Annotated in this window: 16 protein-coding genes; 8 read left to right on the top strand and 8 right to left on the bottom strand. The window is 46.3% G+C overall.

Going from position 1 to position 20,154, the window contains the following annotated elements:
• Positions 1 to 88 precede the first annotated feature (88 nt).
• Positions 89 to 637 carry a Uma2 family endonuclease gene (locus QUA70_RS24845; protein ID WP_333350521.1) on the top strand — a complete coding sequence of 183 codons (549 nt, stop codon included), beginning with the start codon at positions 89 to 91 and terminating at the stop codon, positions 635 to 637.
• Positions 638 to 703: 66 nt separating this feature from the next.
• Here the strand turns inward: QUA70_RS24845 and pheT are convergent, their stop codons facing one another.
• Positions 704 to 3,148, bottom strand: a complete 2,445-nt coding sequence (gene pheT / locus QUA70_RS24850; RefSeq protein ID WP_333350523.1) for a phenylalanine--tRNA ligase subunit beta — start codon at positions 3,146 to 3,148, stop codon at positions 704 to 706.
• Between the two features lie 534 nt (positions 3,149 to 3,682).
• Between pheT and QUA70_RS24855 the strand changes: the two genes are divergently transcribed.
• From QUA70_RS24855 to QUA70_RS24870, 4 genes are all read left to right on the top strand, one after another.
• Entirely contained in the window at positions 3,683 to 5,314 is a 1,632-nt protein-coding gene (locus QUA70_RS24855; RefSeq protein WP_333350525.1) for a serine/threonine-protein kinase, read from the top strand.
• 187 nt (positions 5,315 to 5,501) lie between these two features.
• Positions 5,502 to 8,675: an MASE1 domain-containing protein gene (locus tag QUA70_RS24860; protein ID WP_333350527.1), complete on the top strand. Its 3,174-nt coding sequence runs from the start codon at positions 5,502 to 5,504 to the stop codon at positions 8,673 to 8,675.
• 27 nt (positions 8,676 to 8,702) lie between these two features.
• Positions 8,703 to 10,490, top strand: coding sequence for a PAS domain-containing sensor histidine kinase (locus QUA70_RS24865; protein ID WP_333350529.1), 1,788 nt, complete (start codon positions 8,703 to 8,705; stop codon positions 10,488 to 10,490).
• Positions 10,491 to 10,799: 309 nt separating this feature from the next.
• Entirely contained in the window at positions 10,800 to 11,294 is a 495-nt protein-coding gene (locus QUA70_RS24870) for a hypothetical protein (protein ID WP_333334818.1), read from the top strand.
• Between the two features lie 74 nt (positions 11,295 to 11,368).
• On the opposite strand, the gene QUA70_RS24875 is transcribed toward QUA70_RS24870, so the two are convergent.
• The gene (locus QUA70_RS24875) at positions 11,369 to 11,860 is read right to left on the bottom strand and encodes a WbuC family cupin fold metalloprotein (protein WP_333350531.1); all 492 of its coding nucleotides are present in this window, start codon (positions 11,858 to 11,860) and stop codon (positions 11,369 to 11,371) included.
• A gap of 76 nt (positions 11,861 to 11,936) precedes the next feature.
• On the opposite strand from QUA70_RS24875, the gene QUA70_RS24880 reads away from it, so the two are divergent.
• Complete coding sequence (locus QUA70_RS24880) at positions 11,937 to 13,160, top strand: tetratricopeptide repeat protein (protein ID WP_333350533.1); 1,224 nt, start codon at positions 11,937 to 11,939, stop codon at positions 13,158 to 13,160.
• A gap of 140 nt (positions 13,161 to 13,300) precedes the next feature.
• On the opposite strand, the gene QUA70_RS24885 is transcribed toward QUA70_RS24880, so the two are convergent.
• Complete coding sequence (locus QUA70_RS24885; protein ID WP_333350535.1) at positions 13,301 to 14,173, bottom strand: S-methyl-5'-thioadenosine phosphorylase; 873 nt, start codon at positions 14,171 to 14,173, stop codon at positions 13,301 to 13,303.
• A gap of 209 nt (positions 14,174 to 14,382) precedes the next feature.
• Here QUA70_RS24885 and QUA70_RS24890 point away from each other — a divergent pair, with 209 nt between their 5' ends.
• Positions 14,383 to 14,589: a hypothetical protein gene (locus tag QUA70_RS24890; RefSeq protein WP_333334810.1), complete on the top strand. Its 207-nt coding sequence runs from the start codon at positions 14,383 to 14,385 to the stop codon at positions 14,587 to 14,589.
• A 144-nt stretch (positions 14,590 to 14,733) separates the two neighbouring features.
• Here QUA70_RS24890 and QUA70_RS24895 read toward each other — a convergent pair whose 3' ends face one another.
• The 4 genes from QUA70_RS24895 to QUA70_RS24910 all read right to left on the bottom strand — a co-directional run bounded on the left by QUA70_RS24895 (position 14,734) and on the right by QUA70_RS24910 (position 17,950).
• Positions 14,734 to 15,573 (bottom strand): Tab2/Atab2 family RNA-binding protein, encoded by an 840-nt coding sequence (locus QUA70_RS24895; protein WP_333350537.1) that lies wholly within the window; start codon positions 15,571 to 15,573, stop codon positions 14,734 to 14,736.
• A 284-nt stretch (positions 15,574 to 15,857) separates the two neighbouring features.
• Positions 15,858 to 17,063 carry an adenylate/guanylate cyclase domain-containing protein gene (locus tag QUA70_RS24900; protein WP_333350539.1) on the bottom strand — a complete coding sequence of 402 codons (1,206 nt, stop codon included), beginning with the start codon at positions 17,061 to 17,063 and terminating at the stop codon, positions 15,858 to 15,860.
• Between the two features lie 21 nt (positions 17,064 to 17,084).
• Positions 17,085 to 17,627 carry a peroxidase-related enzyme gene (locus QUA70_RS24905; RefSeq protein ID WP_333334804.1) on the bottom strand — a complete coding sequence of 181 codons (543 nt, stop codon included), beginning with the start codon at positions 17,625 to 17,627 and terminating at the stop codon, positions 17,085 to 17,087.
• A gap of 95 nt (positions 17,628 to 17,722) precedes the next feature.
• On the bottom strand, positions 17,723 to 17,950 hold the full coding sequence (locus QUA70_RS24910; RefSeq protein WP_333334803.1) for a hypothetical protein: 228 nt from the start codon (positions 17,948 to 17,950) through the stop codon (positions 17,723 to 17,725).
• 257 nt (positions 17,951 to 18,207) lie between these two features.
• Here QUA70_RS24910 and QUA70_RS24915 point away from each other — a divergent pair, with 257 nt between their 5' ends.
• Complete coding sequence (locus tag QUA70_RS24915; protein ID WP_333350541.1) at positions 18,208 to 19,488, top strand: valine--pyruvate transaminase; 1,281 nt, start codon at positions 18,208 to 18,210, stop codon at positions 19,486 to 19,488.
• A gap of 76 nt (positions 19,489 to 19,564) precedes the next feature.
• Here the strand turns inward: QUA70_RS24915 and QUA70_RS24920 are convergent, their stop codons facing one another.
• A complete protein-coding gene (locus QUA70_RS24920; protein ID WP_333350543.1) occupies positions 19,565 to 20,101 on the bottom strand; it encodes an HNH endonuclease family protein in 537 nt (178 codons plus the stop codon).
• Positions 20,102 to 20,154 lie beyond the last annotated feature (53 nt).

The raw sequence follows: 20,154 nt of genomic DNA on the forward strand, positions 1-20,154 counted from the left end.
GTTAATAGTTGGGATTCAATCCAGTCAAGCAAAACTTTCCATTATATCATAAAATTATTTTGCAAGAGGTCTATTAGACCTTCGTTTGTTGACGGTTCAAGAGTATCACCGCATGGCAGAAATTGGTATTTTTGAGGAAGACGAACGAGTAGAATTATTGGCAGGACAGATAGTAAAGATGGCAGCAAAAGGAACAGCACACAGTGCAGCAGTGACACGGACAGATAAGTTACTGAATAACCGTTTGGGACAGCGGATATTGGTGCGGCTGCAAGATCCAGTTCGGCTCAATCATTACTCGGAACCTGAACCCGATATTGCTGTAGTCGTACCCGATCCACTTTACTATGAAGACCACCATCCAACTCCGTCTGAAATTTATCTGATTATTGAAGTTGCCGATACTACGCTGAGAACAGATTGCGGGATTAAGGCGACTATTTATGCTCAGTCAGGAATTGCTGATTATTGGGTTTTGGATGTTAATAATCGGCAACTTCACGTTTTTCGAGAACCGAATCAAGATGGTTATCAAAGTATAGTAGTTCTTGGGGATGATGCGAGCATTTCTCCTTTGCAGTTTCCCGATTTTTCCTTTATGGTTCGGGATATGTTGCGGCCCTTGGTGCCAATTTAACGCTTTTTCCCTGAGTCCGCCAGGGAATTCATTCCCTGGCGGTTTATTAGTGAGTAGGGGCCTATTTTAGCTTCTCAAACTAACGCCGAACTTCTCAACTAAAACATCGCGAACTTTTTGTTGTGCCGGTTCGACATCGGTTTCGCTCAAAGTTCGATCGCCCGCGCGGTAAATTAACCGAAAAGCCAAACTCCGCTGTCCCGCCGGCACGTTATCGCCCCGATATTCGTCGAACAGTTCCACCGAATCCAGCAAACTACCCGCCGCCTTTTTCATCGCACTTTGCATCTCAACAACCGCAACCTCTACAGGCGCGAAAAACGCAATGTCTCTGTCAGAAGCGGGGAAACTCGAATAACCAGCGAATTTGCGAGTCGAAATGCTCGATCGCCCTAATTCACCCAACAGCACCGCCAAATCTAATTGAAACACGTAAACCTGCTCCGGCAAATCCTTTTCTTGCTGCAATTGCGGGTGTAACTGTCCGAAAACTCCTAAATGTTTCCCGTTTAACGATAACGCAGCCGTGCGGCCAGGATGCAAGCGCGTATTAGAGGAATCGCTTTGATATTCCACCGCCAAACCCAACCCCTGAAACACGCTTTCCAAAACCCCCTTGGCCTCAAACCAAGTCAAAGGTCGATCGCGCCCTCCCTGCTGCCATTTCCACACAGTCGGATCGCCGCCGATAATCCCCGCAACTGCATCGGCTTCCTTCCTTGCATCCCCATCTTTCCAGAAAATGCGGCCGACTTCAAAACCGTTTAGTGCGCCATTTCCCTGTTCCAAATTGTACCCGAAAGCATCAATCAAACCCGACAGCATTTCAGTCCGCAAAGCCGAATACTCCACAAACAGCGGATTCGCCAGCACAACCTGATTATCTCCCTCAGTTTTCACCAAAGAATAGTGCATCAGTTCCGTCAAACCGGCCGCCCGAAAAGCCGATCGCACATTCCGAATTCCCGCATATTCCGCCGACAAATAACCGGGTTCCGTTTTGCTAGGCAAAGTATCGCAGAAATTGTCATAGCCGTGGAGTCGGGCAACTTCTTCAATTAAGTCAATTTCCCTTTCTAAATCCCGGTAGCGGTAAGGAGGAACAGTCACATTCCAAACCCGCTCTTTTTCCGTCGGAACAACTTCGCATCCCAAGGCTGTGAGAATGTTTTTCACCTCTTCCGGTTCCAGATATGGAGAACCGCCCGTTTCTCCTCTTTTCAACTGTCCCAAAACCAGATTTACTCGGTCTAAACGCAATTCGAGCGATCGCGAAAAACTCAAATCCTCGCCCGAACTCGCCGTTTTCTGCACCGTCGCAACGCCTCCAGCCAACTCCAAAATTAGGGCGACAGCGCGGTGGCAAGCCGTCGCCAAGGCCGCCTGATTCACCCCCCGCTCGTAGCGGATCGATGCCTCGCTCCGCAGGCCTTGAGCGCGCGCAGAACGGCGAATCGTTGCCTGGTCAAAAATCGCTGCTTCCAAAACTAAATTTTGCGTTCCTTCGTGAACTTCCGTATCTTCGCCACCCATTACCCCAGCTAAGGCAACAGGTTTGTCGCTAGCAGTAATTAACAGATTTTGAGCTTGCAAATTGCGGTTTTGTCCGTCCAAAGTTTTGAAGAATTCGCCTGTTTTGGCAATGCGGACCCCGATGCTGATATCTTGAGTACCCGTGAAAGATTGTAGGCGATCGCGATCGAAAGCGTGCAGCGGTTGTCCCCATTCCAATAAAATGTAATTAGTCACGTCAACTACATTATTAATCGGCCGCACTCCCGCCGCCTGCAACCGCTGCTGCAACCAAGCTGGAGAAGCACCAATTTTCACACCTTCAATTGCCGTGCCGATGTAAATCGGGCATCCTTGCGGTTCCGATATTTCTACTGCCAAACCAGGACTTTCTTTCCCCTCAATCGCCACACCATTCGCTGCGGGAATTCTTAAACTCGCCCCAGTCAGCGCCGCCACTTCCCGTGCCACGCCCACCATGCTCAAAGCGTCAGCACGGTTTGCAGTTGCTGTCAAGTCTAAAATCACATCGTCTAAACCCAAAAGTGGGCGAATATCGCTGCCCAATTTGGGATTTTCTAACTCGAAAATGTGAATGCCGGCTGACTCTTTAGCCAGTCCCAATTCTGCCAGAGAACAAATCATTCCTTCGGAAGGAACGCCCCGCAATTTAGCAGGTTTAATCTTTAAATCAATAGTCGATAAATAAGTTCCGACAACAGCGACAGGCACGTAAATGTCTGCCCTAGCGTTGGGTGCGCCGCAAACAATATTCAAAGCTTCTGAAGAGCCGACATCCACTTGACAAACTCTCAATTTGTCTGCATTCGGATGCTGTTCGCAGGCGATGATTTTGCCCAAAACTACGCCGCTTGCCCACGGCCGGCGGTCTTCGATTTCTTCAACTTCAAAGCCTGCCATTGTCAGAGTTTCGGCTAATTCTTCCGGCGATATTGCCACATCCACCAATTCCTGCAGCCACTTTAGAGAAATACGCATAATTTAGATCAGTAGTTAGTTGTCAGTGCTCTGTAGTTATTAGTCATTAGTCGGCGCCGACTGGCTACGACTTTTGAGTCCCAGAATTTATTCGGGAAAGCTTTTCTTAGCATACTAATTCAATTTTGTCAAGACTGTTATGGTACACATCAGCAAAAACGAGGGATCTGCCCAAAGGTAGATGTCTACTGGGGGATGAGTAGCATTCTCATTCAGAGAATGAGGTATGCTAGATACATCTAACAACGCAAAAAGCACTTAAGTTTAGAAAGACTTTACACAAAAAAGCACAACTTTAGCAAGTCTTTAAACTATCTTCAAGGATAATCAACCGAAAAAACTCAGACCAGCGAGATAATCAAAATAGGGAAAAGATATCGGCATAAAAGACTTAGGTGCAATTCCAATTCGCAATCGAAGGCACGACCTGCCGAAAACTGATAGATTAGTATGTCTACCAGAAGCAGGAACAGGCTATTTGTGCAGTCGAGCGACGCTGACAAGATCAGAACAACATAGGCAAACTCAATCAATATGAGCTACTGCGTAAATCCGGGCTGTCCCCATCCTCAAAATCCTGCTGACTCTATTCTTCAGTGTCAGACTTGCGGTGCGCGGTTATTGCTGCGCGCTCGCTACCGAGTCATTGAACCCTTAGGACAAGGAGGTTTTGGAGCTACATTTCTGGCAAAAGACATCTCTTTGCCCGGTCAACCGAGTTGTGTAGTCAAGCAACTGCGACCCAGTAGTTCGTCGCCGCGAGTTTTAGAGATGGCGCGGGAATTATTTAAGCGAGAGGCAAAAACCCTCGGCCAACTGGGCGACCACCCGCAAGTACCGAGGCTGCTAGACTATTTTGAAACGGAACAGCAATTTTACTTAGTTCAAGAGTATGTTAAAGGCTCGACTTTGAAACAAGAAGTCAAGCACTCAGGCCGTTTCAACGAATCGGATGTTAAAAATTTTCTATTAGAAATTCTGCCAGTAGTGCAATATATCCACAGTCAAGGAGTAATTCACCGAGACATCAAACCCGCAAATATTATTCGCCGAGTTCAAGACAGCCACTTAGTTCTGATTGACTTCGGAGCGGTAAAAGACCAAGTTAGCCAAACAATATTATTAGACCCCGCCGACCAAAGCGCCAACACGAAATTTTCAGTCGGCACATTTAGTTTTGCCCCCCCGGAACAAATGGCGCTGCGGCCGATATTTGCCAGCGACATCTACGCGGTGGGCATGACTTGCTTGTACTTGCTGACTGGAAAATCGCCCAAGGATTTAGATTTTGATGGAGTAACGGGCGAAATTGTTTGGCAGCCCCACGTTCAGGTGAGCCCAAATTTTGCGCGGATTCTCGAAAAAATGCTGAAGCCGATGGTTGGGCACCGCTTCCAATCGGCAGCAGATGTCCTCAGAGCTCTCTCTGGCCAATTTGAAGACCCAAGTCTTATGGATGGCTTGGCAACTCAATTCAACCCTTATTCTCGTACAGTTGAAGAACCGACAATATTTAATGACGAGGGTTCTTCGTGGTCACCGCCGAAGAGCAAAATCAATGAAGATTTACGATCGAACCACACCCGCGCTGGTAGAACTTCCTTCAGCCAATCTGGGAACACGGGGATGCAGCCCAGAGTTTCCCGTACTCTAGCTGAGTCCGGCAGAACTTTCGGAACCGTTGGACCTTCTAGCGACAATTTAGCAGTGTCAAAGGTATCGAAAGTTGCTCCTAAGTGGGACACTAACAGCGTGCGATCGGCATATTTTAAAGGCAAGCGCGATTTTGCTGACTGCGAACTGTCGGGTTTGCAACTGCAAAAAGCGCAGTTAGCGGGGGGGAATTTTTATCAGGCTAGGTTGGTGAAGGCAAATTTGCAAGCAGCGGATTTGTCGGGGGCGAATTTGGGTCACGCGAGGTTAATTCAGGCGAATTTGCGAGATGCTAACTTGACTGAGGCTTATTGCAGCACTGCCAATTTTGAAGGGGCGGATTTCCGAGGTGCTGACTTGACGGGGGCTTATTTGACTAAGGCGAATTTGCGGGGAGCAAATTTGTGCGGGGCGAATCTTACCAACGCTACAGTTTCTGAGGAACAACTGGCAATGGCAAAGACCAATTGGCTTACTGTTAAGCCGGATGGTAAGCGGAGTTTTGGATTTTAATAAGTCATCAGTCATCAGTCATTACTCAGTAGTCAGTAGGCAGTTGTCATAAGTTAACAGTCAACAGTCAACAGTCAACAGTCAACTCCCCACTCCCCCAGTCAGGTGAGTCGCCAGGAGGAAGCCCGATCCCCCCAAAGCCGCCTAAATTAAAAACTAGGAATGGAGGATTCGATCGCACCTAAACATGAAACTGCTCAACCGCCGCACTCGAACGCTTCTGTACACCGGCATCCTGGCCCTTGCCTACTTTGTTACCGGAAAACTCGCAGCGTCGATGCTGGGACTGGTGAAAGCCGAACCCTCCCCCGTGTGGCCGCCCGCCGGTATTGCTCTAGCAGCACTGCTACTGCAAGGGCGACGGATGTGGCCGGGAATTGCCCTCGGTTCGGTGCTGTTAAACTCTACCGCCGGTATACCGTCGGCTGTCATTGTCACATCGGCCTTTAGCGTCACCCTGCAAGCGCTGGCTGGAGAGGCTTTGTTGAGGGAGAGCAGATTTTCTACCAAACTCGATCGATTGCGAGATGTTCTAGCTTTAGTAGCGGGCGCTGTCATCGGGTCTACTTTCCTCGGCTCTATCCTCGGCAACTTGGGAACGTGCATTTTTGGTTGGGATCAGTGGAGCAATTTCTCTCGCAACTGGTGGACTACGTGGCTCGGAGACGGCATGGGAATTTTGATTGTGACGCCCGTGCTGCTGACTTTGAACCAGGCCGTTAATAGTTTTAAATTTCCACTAAAACTGAGATGTTTCATTATTCTCAATTACTTGTTTAGGAACAGGCAAGATGCCTGTTCCACAAGAGATGAATTTTCTTGTGGAACAGGCATCTTGCCTGTTCTTGACAATGGGGTAACAGGTGAGAGAAAATCTCGGATTATTTCGAGTTTTAAAGCATTTTTTAACGGGAAAAATTCCCACTTACAAAATACAAATAATCCCAGCACATTTTCTGCCACTAAAAACCGCTATCATCTTCTATTTTTAATTGTTAATTATTCAGAAATAGCGCTCTGGTTGACTCTCTTGCTGAGCGTGAGCTGGCTGTTTTTTTGCTCAAAAACACAAGCGGCGATCGCTCAGTATCCGCTGGAGTATCTGCCTTTTCCTCTGATAGTTTGGGCCGCCCTGCGCTTTCAACCGGCGGGAGCGATTTTTGCTTATTCGATCGTCTCTTGGATCGCGATTTGGGGAGCAGTACAGGGAGGCGGCCCGTTTTTGGCCAAAAGCGATAATCTCAAACAGGCGGTTTTATTTTTACAAGCTTTTACCGGTACGATCGCCCTTGTGGCTCTGATGTTGGCGGCCGCCGTAGCAGAACGTCAGCAAGCGCTGGTAGAGGTGCGCCGCACGGCGGCGGCACTGCGATCGCGCGAAGCTAGTCTGGCGAACGCTCAGCGCATCGCTCAGTTGGGAAATTGGGATTTAAATTGCACCGCCGTCCAAGCAACTGAGAACTTTCAGGAATCGTCAGAACACAGTACACCCAACAGCGAACTGCGGTGGTCGGACGAACTTTACCGCCTCTTGGGTTTTGCTCCGGGAACGGTCAAACCGACACCAGAAGTTTTTTTGCAAGCCGTACATCCAGAAGACAGAGAATTGGTGGCGCGATCGCAGCGCCAAGCTATGTTTGAGCGCAAACCCTATTGCATTAACTACCGAATTGTGCTGGCAGACGGCTCCGAACGCACTGTCTGCGAACAGTCGGCAATTGAGTCAGGGGCGATCGCCGCCACAGTCCAAGACGTTACCGAACGCCACCGCGCGGAAACCGCTTTGCGGGCGTCCTCCGATCGCGATCGCTTGCTCTCAGAAATCGCCCTGCGAATTCGCAACTCCCTCGACCTCGAAGAAATTCTCAACACTACTGTTGCCGAAGTCCGGCAATTTTTCCAGGCAGACCGCGCTTTCATCGGCATTGTGGACGTGGACGGGGTACATCTTCCTAGCCCGGTATACGGTAAGGTTGTGGCTGAGTCTGTGGGAGGGCAATGCCGTTCTCTTTTGGGGTGGGTACTCGCTGATGAGAATTACCTCGAAAGCCAGAAAACTTTTTATGCTAACAACCGCGTCCGAACTATCTCCGATACTACTAGCGTTCAACTCAGCGTTCCAATTGCCCAATTGTACAGCGACTATCAAATTCGCGCGACGTTAAATGTGCCGATCGTCCTGGGCGATGAATTGTTTGGGGTCTTGGCCGTCAACCAGTGCTCCGGGCCCCGCCAGTGGCAGGAATTTGAAATTGATTTGTTAGAAAAACTCGCTACCCAAGTGGCGATCGCTCTACAGCAAGCCCAACTTTTGCAGCAGGTAAAAGCTCTCAATGCCAACTTGGAATCTCAAGTCGAGGAACGCACCAGCCAACTACAGCAAAAAATGCACGAACTGCAAGAAAGCAACCGCCTCAAAGACCTATTTTTGCACGCAGTTTCTCACAATCTCCGCACTCCTGTTATGGGAATGTTAATACTGCTGAAAAATTTGCTCAACAAATCGTCCTCTGAGTCTCTACAAGATGTTCCGGTTTCTCGATCGATTTTGCAGCGGATCGTTCAAGCCAGCGAACACCAGTTGACGATGGTTAATGCCCTGCTCGACGCTCACGCTAGCGAGGTCAAAGGTATTGTTCTCAATACTGTACCGCTGCATTTGCCGTCTTTAGCTTCAGCCATTGTTGCCGATTTAGAACCGATGCTGGCCAAAAATCAAGCAACTTTAACTCAGGAAATACCAGTGGATTTGCCACAAATCAAGGCCGACAGCAAACACTTGCAGCGGGTGCTAGAAAATCTGTTGACTAATGCTATTAAACACAATCCTCCGGGAGTAAATATAACTTTTAAAGCCGAAATAATTGCTGTTGAAACAGCGCTAAGTTATGAAGAAAATTCCCCGGCTTTAACATCTCAAAATACTCAGCTCGCCCGCTGTATCGCTAACCGGATATCTACTGCTGGCGATCGTCCTAGGATAGGCGAGACCACCCAGAAAAATCAGGAAACCCTGGCCAAATTTAACCTCGATGGCAGTTGTCAAATGCCCCGCTATCAGGGCCAAATTGGCAATATCGGTAGCAAATTGCCCGGAGTCACCGTAAAAATGGTTCGCTGTACTGTAACAGATAATGGAGTGGGAATCAGCGCCAAACAGCGGGAATCTCTATTTGAACTTTACGTTCAAGACCCTAATAGCCGACAATTAACAGGGCTGGGTTTGGGATTGTACCTCTCCAAGCAAATTATTAAAGCTCACGGGGGCGAAATCGGCGTCGAAAGCACTCCCGGCTGTGGTTCGACTTTCTGGTTTTCGTTACCTGCTGTCAACTCGGACGATCTATCTTTCTCAATCTAAAATCTAAAATCTAAAATCTAAAATGGTATGAACTATTTGGGCAATGCAAAATCAGTTCAGGCGTTAACGGTTTACGAGGTGTGGCGCGATCGCTTCCTCCGAGATCGCCTGCGCCCTGCTGTCGGAATTGCGATCTTTTTTGCCTTCACAATAACTGTCTATTTTCTGGGCGAAGCATTCTTTATTCGCCAGGAGTTTAAAAGTGTTTATTTGTACACGAGCGCTGCTGTAGAATTGGGTTTGCTGAGCTGTTTTGTGTTGCAAAAAACCTCCTTCGGACAGCGCTATCCCGGTTTGCTATTTTTGGGTTTTTCGTGGTCGCTGACGGTCGTTATACAGATTGGGTTAGCTGTCGCACAAGCCGGGGAATTACCGATTTTTACCTGGAGTTTAGCCTTTCTAATCCAAGCTACGCTGATGCCCGTCCGCTGGCGCCTTCACCTGATTTCTCAACTCGGCGTTTTGTGTTGCCACGTCGGGATAAATTTGGTTTTAAATCTAAGTTTTGCTAAGTATACTGCTTTTAAGTTGACCGGGTTTTACTTATATTTGTTTTGGTTTTGTTTGATTTGCGATTTGTCGGTTTATTGGTACGAATGTCTGCAACGGAAAGAGTTTAGTACGAGGCGTGAGTTGGAATCTGCTTACCAGCAGTTGGAGGTGGCGGAAGCGAAGTACCGCAGCATTTTTGAGAATGCCGGCGAGGGAATTTTTCAAAGCACTCCCGATGGCCGCTACATTACTGCAAATCCAGCTTTGGCGCGGATTTACGGCTGCGATTCTCCCGAAGAAGTGACGGCAAAGTTTACTGATATTGATCGGCAGTTGTACGTCGATCCGGCTCGCAGAAATGAGTTTTTGCGATCGATCGAGGAAAGCGGCACAGTATCGGATTTTGAATCTAAAATTTACCGCTCAGACGGCAGTATTGTCTGGATTTCTGAGAAGGCGCGGGCGGTACGGGACAGCAGCGGCTCCCTGCTTTATTATGAGGGTTTAATTGAGGATATCACGCAGCGCAAACAGGCACAAGAATCACTGCGGCTGTTTATCCACGCTCTTTCTCACGACTTGCGAAACCCGGTGGCGGGAATGTTAATGGTGCTGAAAAATTGGCAGACAAAAACTGGGGATGCGATCGCAATTCCGCGTTCTATTTTGGAGCGGATGATTCAAGGTAGCGAGCAGCAATTGCGGTTGATAAATTCGCTGTTGGAAGTTCACGCCGGGGAATTGCGCGGTTTGGTTTTGCACTGCGAGGTCGTTGATTTGAGGGCGCTACTTGAAGCTGCTGCGACCGATTTAGAGCCTTTAATGAATGAGGGTAAAGCTACTTTTAAAAATTTGGTGCCGGATGATTTGCCAGCCGTGAAGGCTGACAAGACTCAGTTATGGCGCGTCTTATCTAATTTAATTGCTAATGCTTTGAAACACAATCTACCCGGGCTGAATTTAACAGTTTCGGCGAAAGTAATTAAGGCTGGGAAATTAATTATAAATCAAAGCACAGCAAAACAAGACATCGACAAATTACCGATTACCAATCCCCAATCCCCAATCCCCAATCCAGGAAGTAGGATGATTTACTGTACTGTGGAAGATGACGGGGCGGGAATATTGCCGGAACAGTGCGAACATCTTTTTGACCTTTACGTTAGGGGCGATCGATCCCGACACTCCGTCGGTTTGGGTTTGGGTCTATATCTTTGTCGCCAAATTATTGGCGCTCACGGTGGCCAAATTGGGGTAATTAGCACTCCCGGTGCTGGGGCAAGTTTTTGGTTTACTTTGCCGCTGGCTGAGAATTCTAGGTAATTTTTTTTGTATGTTTAATTACATTTTATTTAGCAATCGTGCCAGATATTTAGAAGGTTATTAATGGCTGAAACCCTTGCAAAATATGCTTTTGCCTTCGGCTATACTTGTGTTGTGCCGTCGCAGGTGGCTTGGTGAGTGGTTCAATCCAAATTAGTCGATCGGACTATTTCGATCGGACTATTGATATTAATTTAAAACCATGGTATGCTTCCCCAAAGTTTTTAAAGGAAAAATAAATTTCCGATATTCACATTTTCTTTAGAAACCTCATTTAATCTAGAAAATCTCTAAAACTAGATAAAAAATATGCAATTTATGTTTATCGAGCAAAGCTCAGAAAATACAGCTAAAGATGCAGCTAAGTACGACTCAGCTAAATATAACGAGCGGTCGTTCTCCACGTTAATTCGGGCGCTCCGTCTTTCTCAAGGTTACTTTTCTTTCGTTTTAGTTAACTGCAACTCGCTGGCTTTGCGGCAGCAAATAGTCGATCGGCTGCAAGCAAATTGTGCCGTGAAACCGCGGCAACTGTTTTTGCCAAAATCGGCGACAACTCTTTACACGACAATCGCAGCAGAACTAGATGGCGAACAGCCTCCAGCTTTAATGCTCCTCGGTTTGGAATCAGTGGAGCCGATCGATCGATTGCTCGTTTCTACCAACTTACTATGCAGCGAATTCAGCAAAACATTTTCCTTTCCCCTCGTTTTTTGGGTGACGGATGAGCTTCTGAGAAAAATCATTCGCACCGCCCCCGATTTATACAATCGGATGACGACAATTAGATTCATTAGTAATTAGTAATCAGTCGATCGATTTTAGATTTTAGATTTTAGATTTTAGATTTTAGATTTTTAACAGTCAACACTCATTAGTCAAGTGTTAAATTCGGCTTCCCAAATCAAGACTAATTCTCGCGCCGCCGCAGTTCCCTCAGCAGGAAAACCTGCCAAAAAGTCTTTATCCGCCGCCCCGTCGTAAGGCCCTTCCTTAAACTCCAAAATCACAGTATCCTGTGTCAAAGCTACTAACGTGTGGATAGTGCCCTCTGGAAGTTCGACAGCGCGAGTCGGGCCCGCAGCGCTGACTCGCAAGGAGCGGAGGATTTGACCGTTTTCGTTCAAAATAACAATACCGACTTCGCCTTGAATCACCACAAAAAACTCAAAACCGTTAACTGCAGGCGGGCGCAGGTGTTGGTGAGGGCGGACGTAAGTGCCTGGTTGCAGCACGTTGACAAACCGCTGCACTTTTTCAGATAAATCATGGAAATTGTAGTTTTGTCGCTGGCGGGGACTGTGGCGGGAGGAAGCGGCAACTTCGTCTAGCAATTCTTGCGTCAGCAATTTGATCGGAGGGGGCTGCACAACAGATATCCTGTATTTAATAGTTTGTGAACAAATGGGCTAGTCTGGGATCATCGTTATCAGCATCTCTTGACACATGGAAATCGCAACTCAGGTGCGTATCACTAAGGCAATGCGTTTGTCAAGTATCTTTAAAACAAGTATTAGCCCGATCGCCCTTTCGACTATTCTAGTCTGCGCCAGTAGTGTTTCTGCATCTGAACCGACGGTTGCACTGTTGGTTCAGCAGCAATTCTCACAGCAGCAACTTAAAGATGAAATTCGCGATCGAGTCCAAGAAGAAGTTGACATTGCTTTTGGGCGCACGGCGGTACTGCTGAACGGGCTGATAATTGCCCTAACTTTGTTTCCGACAGCAGCCGGAGTCGGGGTTTGGTTTCTGTTGAGCAAATTGTCCAAGCAGACAACAGTTGCTCGCCAAGAAATAGAAAGTCTCCATTACGATACAATCTCTCAATTAAAACTATTAATTTCGGACGCTGAAACTATCTTAGGCGAAATTCAACACCAAAGTCACGGGGCAGAGGCCGAAACAGACTTGTTATTGCCAGACGCCCAAATTCAAGAATTTGCTCCGGTTAACTATGGCAATTACCAACAGTTATTGACTGCGGGCGACTATGCTAAACAGGGAGATGCTTGTTTCTTTGAAAACCGTTATCAAGATGCGATCGCGGCTTACGATCAGGCCCTGCAAATTCAGCCGGATTTAGCCGATACTTGGAATAACCGAGGAGTAGTGCTCACGAGAATGCAGCGGTATCCAGAGGCGATCGCCTCTTACGAACAAGCTACTACAATTCGCCCCAATTATCCCGACGCTTGGAACAATCGAGGCGTAGTATTGTTGGAGTTGCAGAAGTACCAGGAGGCGATCGGCTGTTACGAACAAGCAATTCAAGCCAAACCCGATTACGCCGATGCTTGGAACAACCGAGGCGTTGCTTTTTCCAAAATGCAGGAGTACGAACAAGCAGTAATTTCTTACAATCAAGCCCTACAAATCAAAAATGATTATACTGACGCTTGGAACAACCGAGGCGTTGCACTCTCCAAATTGCAAAAATACGAAGCTGCGATCGCTTCCTACGACAATGCTGCTAAAATTCGACCTGACTTTTACAGAATTTGGTACAACAAAGCCCGATGTTATGCGCTACAAGGTAAAATTGAATTAGCAATTGAAAATTTAAAGCGCGCCCTCAATCTCAATCCGAATGTGTGTAAAGAGTTGGCAAAAAGTGAAGCTGATTTGGAGAAGATTCGCGAACACGATGCGTTCAAGCAGTTGATAAGTTAATCCTTCAGAAATAATCGTAAACTATAGGATAACGAATAGGTCGTAAGATTAAATGAACCGCGAAGACGCTAAGGACGCGAAGGAAGAGAAAGAAGGGATGCAGTTTTTCCTTCGCACTCTTTGCGTCTTCGCGGTTCGTTTTACAAATATTTCTGCAACAACAAACCCATTTTCTCCTTAGTTGCGGCCGGCACTTGATCCAGCCGAGTCAGAATTGCATATTTCAAAGCTGAATGTGCATCAGATACTGGGGGATTTTCTGTTAGTCTACGGACTGTTTCTTGAATTACTTTTTGAGCATTCTCTGCATTGCGGTGCAAATTTGCTATTACCATTTCTACTGTTACGCTGTCGTGATCCTCATGCCAGCAGTCATAATCGGTGACTAATGCTAAAGTTGCGTAGGCAATTTCTGCTTCTCTGGCTAATTTGGCTTCCGGCAAATTTGTCATCCCGATGACTGTCGCCCCCCAACTGCGGTAAAGGTGGGATTCTGCTTTTGTGGAAAATGCGGGGCCTTCCATGCAGACGTAAGTGCCGCCCCGGTGCAGGGTAACGTCGGAGAGGTTCAAGGATTCGATCGCACTTGCTAATACTTTAGCCAATTCGCCGCAAACCGGATCGCCGAATGTGATGTGACCGACTATTCCTTCTCCAAAAAAGGTAGAAACTCGATTTTTTGTACGATCGATAAACTGATCCGGCACTACCATATCTAAAGGTTTCGCCTCTGCTTTCAGCGAACCAACCGCCGATGCTGAGATTAAATACTCAACTCCCAAACTCTTCATTGCATAAATATTTGCCCGGTAAGGCACTTCTGAGGGCAAAAAAGTGTGGTTGCGGCCGTGTCTAGCCAGAAATGCTACCGGTGTACCGTCCAATGTTCCCACAATTGCGGCATCCGATGGCTCTCCAAAAGGTGTATCAATTTTCACCTCTTCAATATCCTTAAGGGCCTCCATTTTATACAAACCGCTGCCGCCGATTATTCCGATTTTTGCTTGTGCCATTTTTACCCTCTGCTTGAGTTTTACCACAGTGATTCTATCGGGCCATCGTTAAGTTGACGTAAAGATAATTGAAGATTTCGTGACAACAGTCACCCCACATACACTATTTTGTCACAAAACATATGTGATCTTAATCACCAAATAGCTTCACAAAATCTTTAAAAATAAAGGTACATAGTTCTGTTACTTATTTTTAGCGTGTTAAGACCATGACAGTCAGCTCTGCTAACCTCCCCAAAATCTCGATCGAGGCGATCGTCCAGCGCATCTTTGCTTTTCGGCAAATTACCCCCCTTGACAGACGGCTGCTGAAGTCAGCAATGCTAGCGGAGAAAGGTCTTAACGAAAAAGACCACTCTCACATCAACCGAGTGTGTCAGGGCATCCGAAACGGATTGATTTTAGTTGTGGAATAACTTTGCTACACTATTTCTTGCTAGCTCAAGAAGCTATTTTAAAAGTTGTGTTTAAGTCTGTATCTCCGGGAACTGAGTTCGGGCGATGTTTTACTATTTTTCGGCGCGCTATGGATCAACCTCACAAATAATATTATTTCCCTATTATCGCTCAAAGTTCAACAGCCAAAAGCCTGTATAAGTCATGCCACTATCATCGGGCTGCACTAATAAAAAATGTAATCCTTTACTTAATTGCTTGCGCTGTTGGTAAATTTGGGCGGCCGCTTTCACCTCGCTATCTTCAAAAGTAGCCACCACCCACCTATCTACTAACCCAGCTTCCAATATCAATCCGTCGGGTTCTCCAGCGATATAATTCAAAGCAAAAGGTTTGGCGTCCTGAAGCCATCTAGCCAAGCGCATAGACTGGCGCCCGCCGTCAATCACAACTCCCGGTACGGGTACTGTTGAAGCCAAGCCCAAATTCAGCGGTAACAGCAATTCTGGCATTTCCAAAATTGGCAGGGGACGCCCTTGGAAAGCATCTTCAATGTCGCCGGCGGGTAGGGAAGCAAAACGCCAGCCATCGCCCCAGAGGTTTTCGGGTAAAGGCACGGGCGGCGGCGAGTCGAGGGCGATCGCGCTGTAAGTTTCACCTGTATAATTAGGCATACTCGAATATTCTTTGGCGCGTTGTTGCAGCAGCAATTTCAGAGCCGCAGTGCGCCGAGTCGCTTCTACCTTGACACCCAAAACTTTGCCCGCAGCTTCGATTAAGCCCAGAGACTGAGGTCTAAATACTTGAATCAAGTCGGGCAAATTTTGGGTTTGAGCTTGCTGCTGCAACTGCGAGGCTAGCCAATTAGAATTTGCGGCCCCCTGGCGGCAAACAGCGCTAAATTGAAAACTGCCTTCCGAGTCGCAAATTAAGAGTTCCCACAGTGGTTTACCAGTTTCGTCTTGGAGAGGGCGGCGGTAAAAATCGGCTTGCCAAATACGCATAAATAATTAACAAATAAAATCTACAACTCGATAATTTTAATATAGCCTGGTGACAATCCGATACAAGACCGAACTTGGAAAAAAAATTCGACTTATATATTCTGAGTTCATAGTTGAGTTAGATTCGTATATCTAACACCCGTTAAAAAAATGCCACTGTAGCCTGGTGATCCCAACCAGGATAGTTATCAGTCATTCCCAATTATAAAATCTCCCATCTAAAATTTAAAATGGTAGAAAGGCTGGGCTTGCCATCCTCCCTTAGCAATGAGCCACTCCCAAATTTATTTAAGATGGCGAACCAAATACATATCCAAGTCGCCCTTATTTTTAGCAGGAATTTTTCCTCGGTATTCACATTCAAAAAAATCTCTCACTAAATCAAACGTTGCGTGAGAGATATTGATATTTCCAGTTACGCCGGAAGATTCCATCCGAGATGCAGTATTAACTGTATCTCCCCAGACATCATAGGAAAACTTTTTATTGCCAATTACCCCCGCAAGTATCGGGCCTGAATGAATGCCAATGCGGATATCCCAATAAGCAATATTTTGTTGAGTTTTCTGCATTTTTCGCAAATCCATGAACTGTCGAATTTCTAGGGCAGCAAGTACAGCGTCAAAGGCGTGTGTTGGGCGAGGCGTAGGAATTCCCGCCGCACACATATAGCTGTCGCCCATGGTTTTCAATTTTTCCATACAGTATTTATCCATCACGCGATCGAAATAAGAAAAACAATAGTCTAATTCGTCAACTAACTCTCGCGGCGTCATTTTTTCTGATAACTGAGTAAAGTCTTGAAAGTCAGTAAACAAAACTGATACGCAATCATAATAAAGTGGTTCTACTTTGCCGTTATTTTTCAGTTCCTCAGCAATTTCAACCGGGAGCAGGTTCAACATTAGCTGGTCAGATTTGTGCTTTTCGGCATCGAGCTCGGAATACACCCTATTTATCTCTTTAAAACGTTCAGCATTGCGGATGGCTGAGGATAGTTGCAAAGCCAAAAGATAGCCAATCCGCAAGTCTTCTAGAGTGTAAGCTCGCGGCTTGGTTGTGGCAAAATTAATTGTCCCTAAAACCTTACCTTCGCTTTCCAAGGGAATGATAATTTGCGAAGCGTAGGGGGACAAAATAGCAGTAGCACCGGCTTCTTGAATTAATTGAGGTTGACGTGTTTTGAAAGCCTTGTGAATAGGGCCGCCCTCTGGGAGGGCTGCAATATCTACAGGGATATGCGGGCCAAATAAGGTCGTGCAAGCGTTAGTGCTGTGCAGGCAAACGCTACAGTGTTCAAAGTCGAGCAGCCATTTGGCTTGCTTGCCTACTACCCGCAAAATCTGGTTGAGATCTAGGGTGCGGTTAATGGCTGTGGCAACTTCGTTGACGGCGGAAATGCGGATGGAAAGTGCTTGAGCTTCTGCTAACAAACGGCGGGCTGTCAACAGAAGTTCTTCTCGATCTAGATCTTCTAGCCGCTCGCCCATAATAGGGGTATAAAATATAGATTACAAAGCATCTATTTCGAGGGCAATGGAATCGGTATATCGGTTGACACAGCTAAACAAGTCTGCTGTCGCAATAATCTCAAATATTTCAGAATCATCTAGCCCTAAATCCCGCAGGTTTTGGTAATCAGATTCTGTCATTTCCAGGGGTTTTGTAGCAGCCAACAAGCCAAAAGTAATTACGGCTTTATCGCGTTTTGGCAAAGGGCAGTTGGCAAAGTCAGAAACTAGGGCTCGCAGTAGTTCTTCGCTCATCCCCAAGGCTGACAATCCGTGCAGGTGAACTTGGAGAGCGTACTCGCTATTATTTGATTGGGAAATAGCGACGCCGACCATTTCTTTAAGCGTGCGGGGTAAGTCTCCTTGCAGAATGGTTCCCCGGAATTTTTTCCAATTTGCTTCTAATATGTCAGGGTTGATTGCCATTGACTTGAACAGGTTGGGGACGATGCCAAACCCCAAGTCTGTCAATATTTCTTCGTACACTGCTTTGGCTTTAGGATCGGTAAGTTGCTCGTATTCTATAAGTGGAAAGTGCGTCATTGTTGTGTTGAATTTTACGGCAATTAATTGGGTGAGAATTTACGTTTTTGTTATGTAACGCCACTCAAAGGGCGACCTTACGACCTATCTTGGCTTTAGTCGGATTGATAATAAAATGCACCGCTGTCAACAACCCGCGAATCATGAAAATGAGCTAGCAACAAATCTGATTCTTGAGGCTGGATTAAACCTGCAATTATAGCAGTAACAGGAGCCCATAAAATTCTGTTGCGATCGGGTTCTACGGCTAATTTTAGATTCTCCCAATGGTTGTTGTCAAGTGTCGGCAATTCATCGGGCGCGACGGCGTGAAATCTTACCACAACTCTTGAATTAGAGATTGCTGTTCCGTTCGCTAATTTTTAGGCAAAAAACACTGTTTGATCGATCGAACTCCACAAAGGGCCACAATCTTATACTCCGGCGCACAGGGGAAAAAACAAAATGCTGTGCGATCGAGTTTATTGAATTAGTCAGACGCTCGATCGACAACCCATGCCCCAGTCAAGCTACGCTAACGCCTGCGACTGGAGTTATCATGGGTAAACTGTAAACTTCTATCATTGTCGCTGCATTTGCTATGAACCCTGCCCTGACTCAATTTGGCGCTCAGATGTCCCACCTCACGGGAGTTCGGGCAATTATGAAAGATATTATTGAAACTCTCAGAGCCGGCAGCGGGCAGGAGTTTATCAATTTGAGCGCGGGAAATCCGGTGATTTTGCCCGAAGTTGAGCAGTTGTGGCGCGACTGCACTGGGGAACTTTTGGCGGGCCCGGAATACGGCGAGGTAGTTTGTCGCTACGGTTCGAGTCAAGGCTATCAGCCGTTGATTGATGCGGTGCGGACGGATTTTAATCGCCGCTACGGACTGAATTTGACGGATCGCAATATCCTAATTACTCCCGGAAGTCAATCGATTTACTTCTACGCAGCCAACGCCTTCGGCGGCTACACTACCAGCAAACAGCTTAAAAATATTGTTTTACCGCTGAGCCCAGACTACACCGGTTACGGCGGCGTTAGCTTGATTCCCGAAGCGGTAGTCGCATGCAAACCCACCCTCGATATTGATGCAGCCGCCCACAGGTTCAAATACCGCCCGGATTTCAGCCAATTGTCGATCGACCAAACCACCGGTTGCGTCATTTTTTCCCGTCCTTGCAACCCCACCGGCAACGTTCTCAGCGACGACGAAGTTAAGAAAATTGCCGATTTAGCGGCCGCTTTTGACGCGCCGGTGTTCGTTGATTCCGCCTACGGCCCTCCCTTCCCGTCCTTGAATTTTACCGAAATGACGCCGATTTTTGGTGGCAATATCGTGCACTGTATGAGTTTGTCGAAAGCCGGATTACCGGGTGAAAGAATCGGAATTGCGATCGGCGATGAAAAAATAATTCAAATATTAGAATGTTTTCAGACCAATATGTGCATTCATTCGCCGAGATACGGACAGGCGATCGCAACTCGTGCCATTGCTTCCGGCGCTCTTGCCGATATTTCCATCAACGTAATTCGGCCGTACTATCAAAGCAAATTTGCGATCGTAGAAAGCACTCTAGAACAAGCAATGCCGAAAGATTTGCCGTGGTTTTTGCACCGGGGCGAAGGAGCAATTTTCGCATGGTTGTGGCTGAAAGATTTGCCAATGACTGATTGGGAACTGTATCAAGAGTTGAAAAAAGTCGGCGTAATTGTCGTGCCAGGAAGTTCTTTCTTCCCCGGTTTGCGGGAAGATTGGCAGCACAAACATGAGTGTTTGCGGATCAGTTTGACTGCCACAAATGATGAGATTGAAACTGCAATGAAACGCTTGGCTCAAATGGTAGAAAAGGTTTATCAGTCAGTAGTTCGTAGTTAGTGGTTATTGGTTGGTTGTTAGTTGTTATATCAAGTCCGGCTGCACCGGACTTGTATAGTGGGCTGATTTCACCTATTCATATACTCCACAGTTGATAAAATGCTTTATGAGCCATTGATTTAGCTCTATTAATGATTTCTTTTTCAGTCCACTGATTGGCATTTAATAAATCCGAATCCAGAGGATAACCTTTGTTAACTAATATTTTAATTTTATGTTGAAAATCTAAATTTTTTAACTCTTCACTATTGGTTTTTCTATCTACGAGTATTAAATTACCTATACTTCCAACTACATCTTCATTACATTCTTTAGACTGTGGTAGTATATGCTCGATGCTGGTAAATTCATAATCTATAGGTAAGCCATTAATATTTTTTCCCATGAAGCGACTTAGTATATAAGTAATAACTTTCTTATTTCTAGTTTTGCTTTTGGTATAAATAAGATTTGTAAATTCTATTTCAAATTCTTCAAACTCAGCTAACTTAGATTTAAGACTTGTACTTAAAGATGAAAATATGGACTGAATTTTGTCATGGTTATTAGTTTGAGTAAGCTCCCTAGCATGTTTATAATAGATAGTGGATATTAGACCTCTTGCAAAAAAAATCTATGCTATAATAGAAGGTTTTCAATTTAATCCCCCTAGAGCTAACTCATAAT

It is taken from the genome of Microcoleus sp. LAD1_D5 (genome assembly GCF_036702115.1).
Taxonomy (GTDB): domain Bacteria; phylum Cyanobacteriota; class Cyanobacteriia; order Cyanobacteriales; family Microcoleaceae; genus Microcoleus.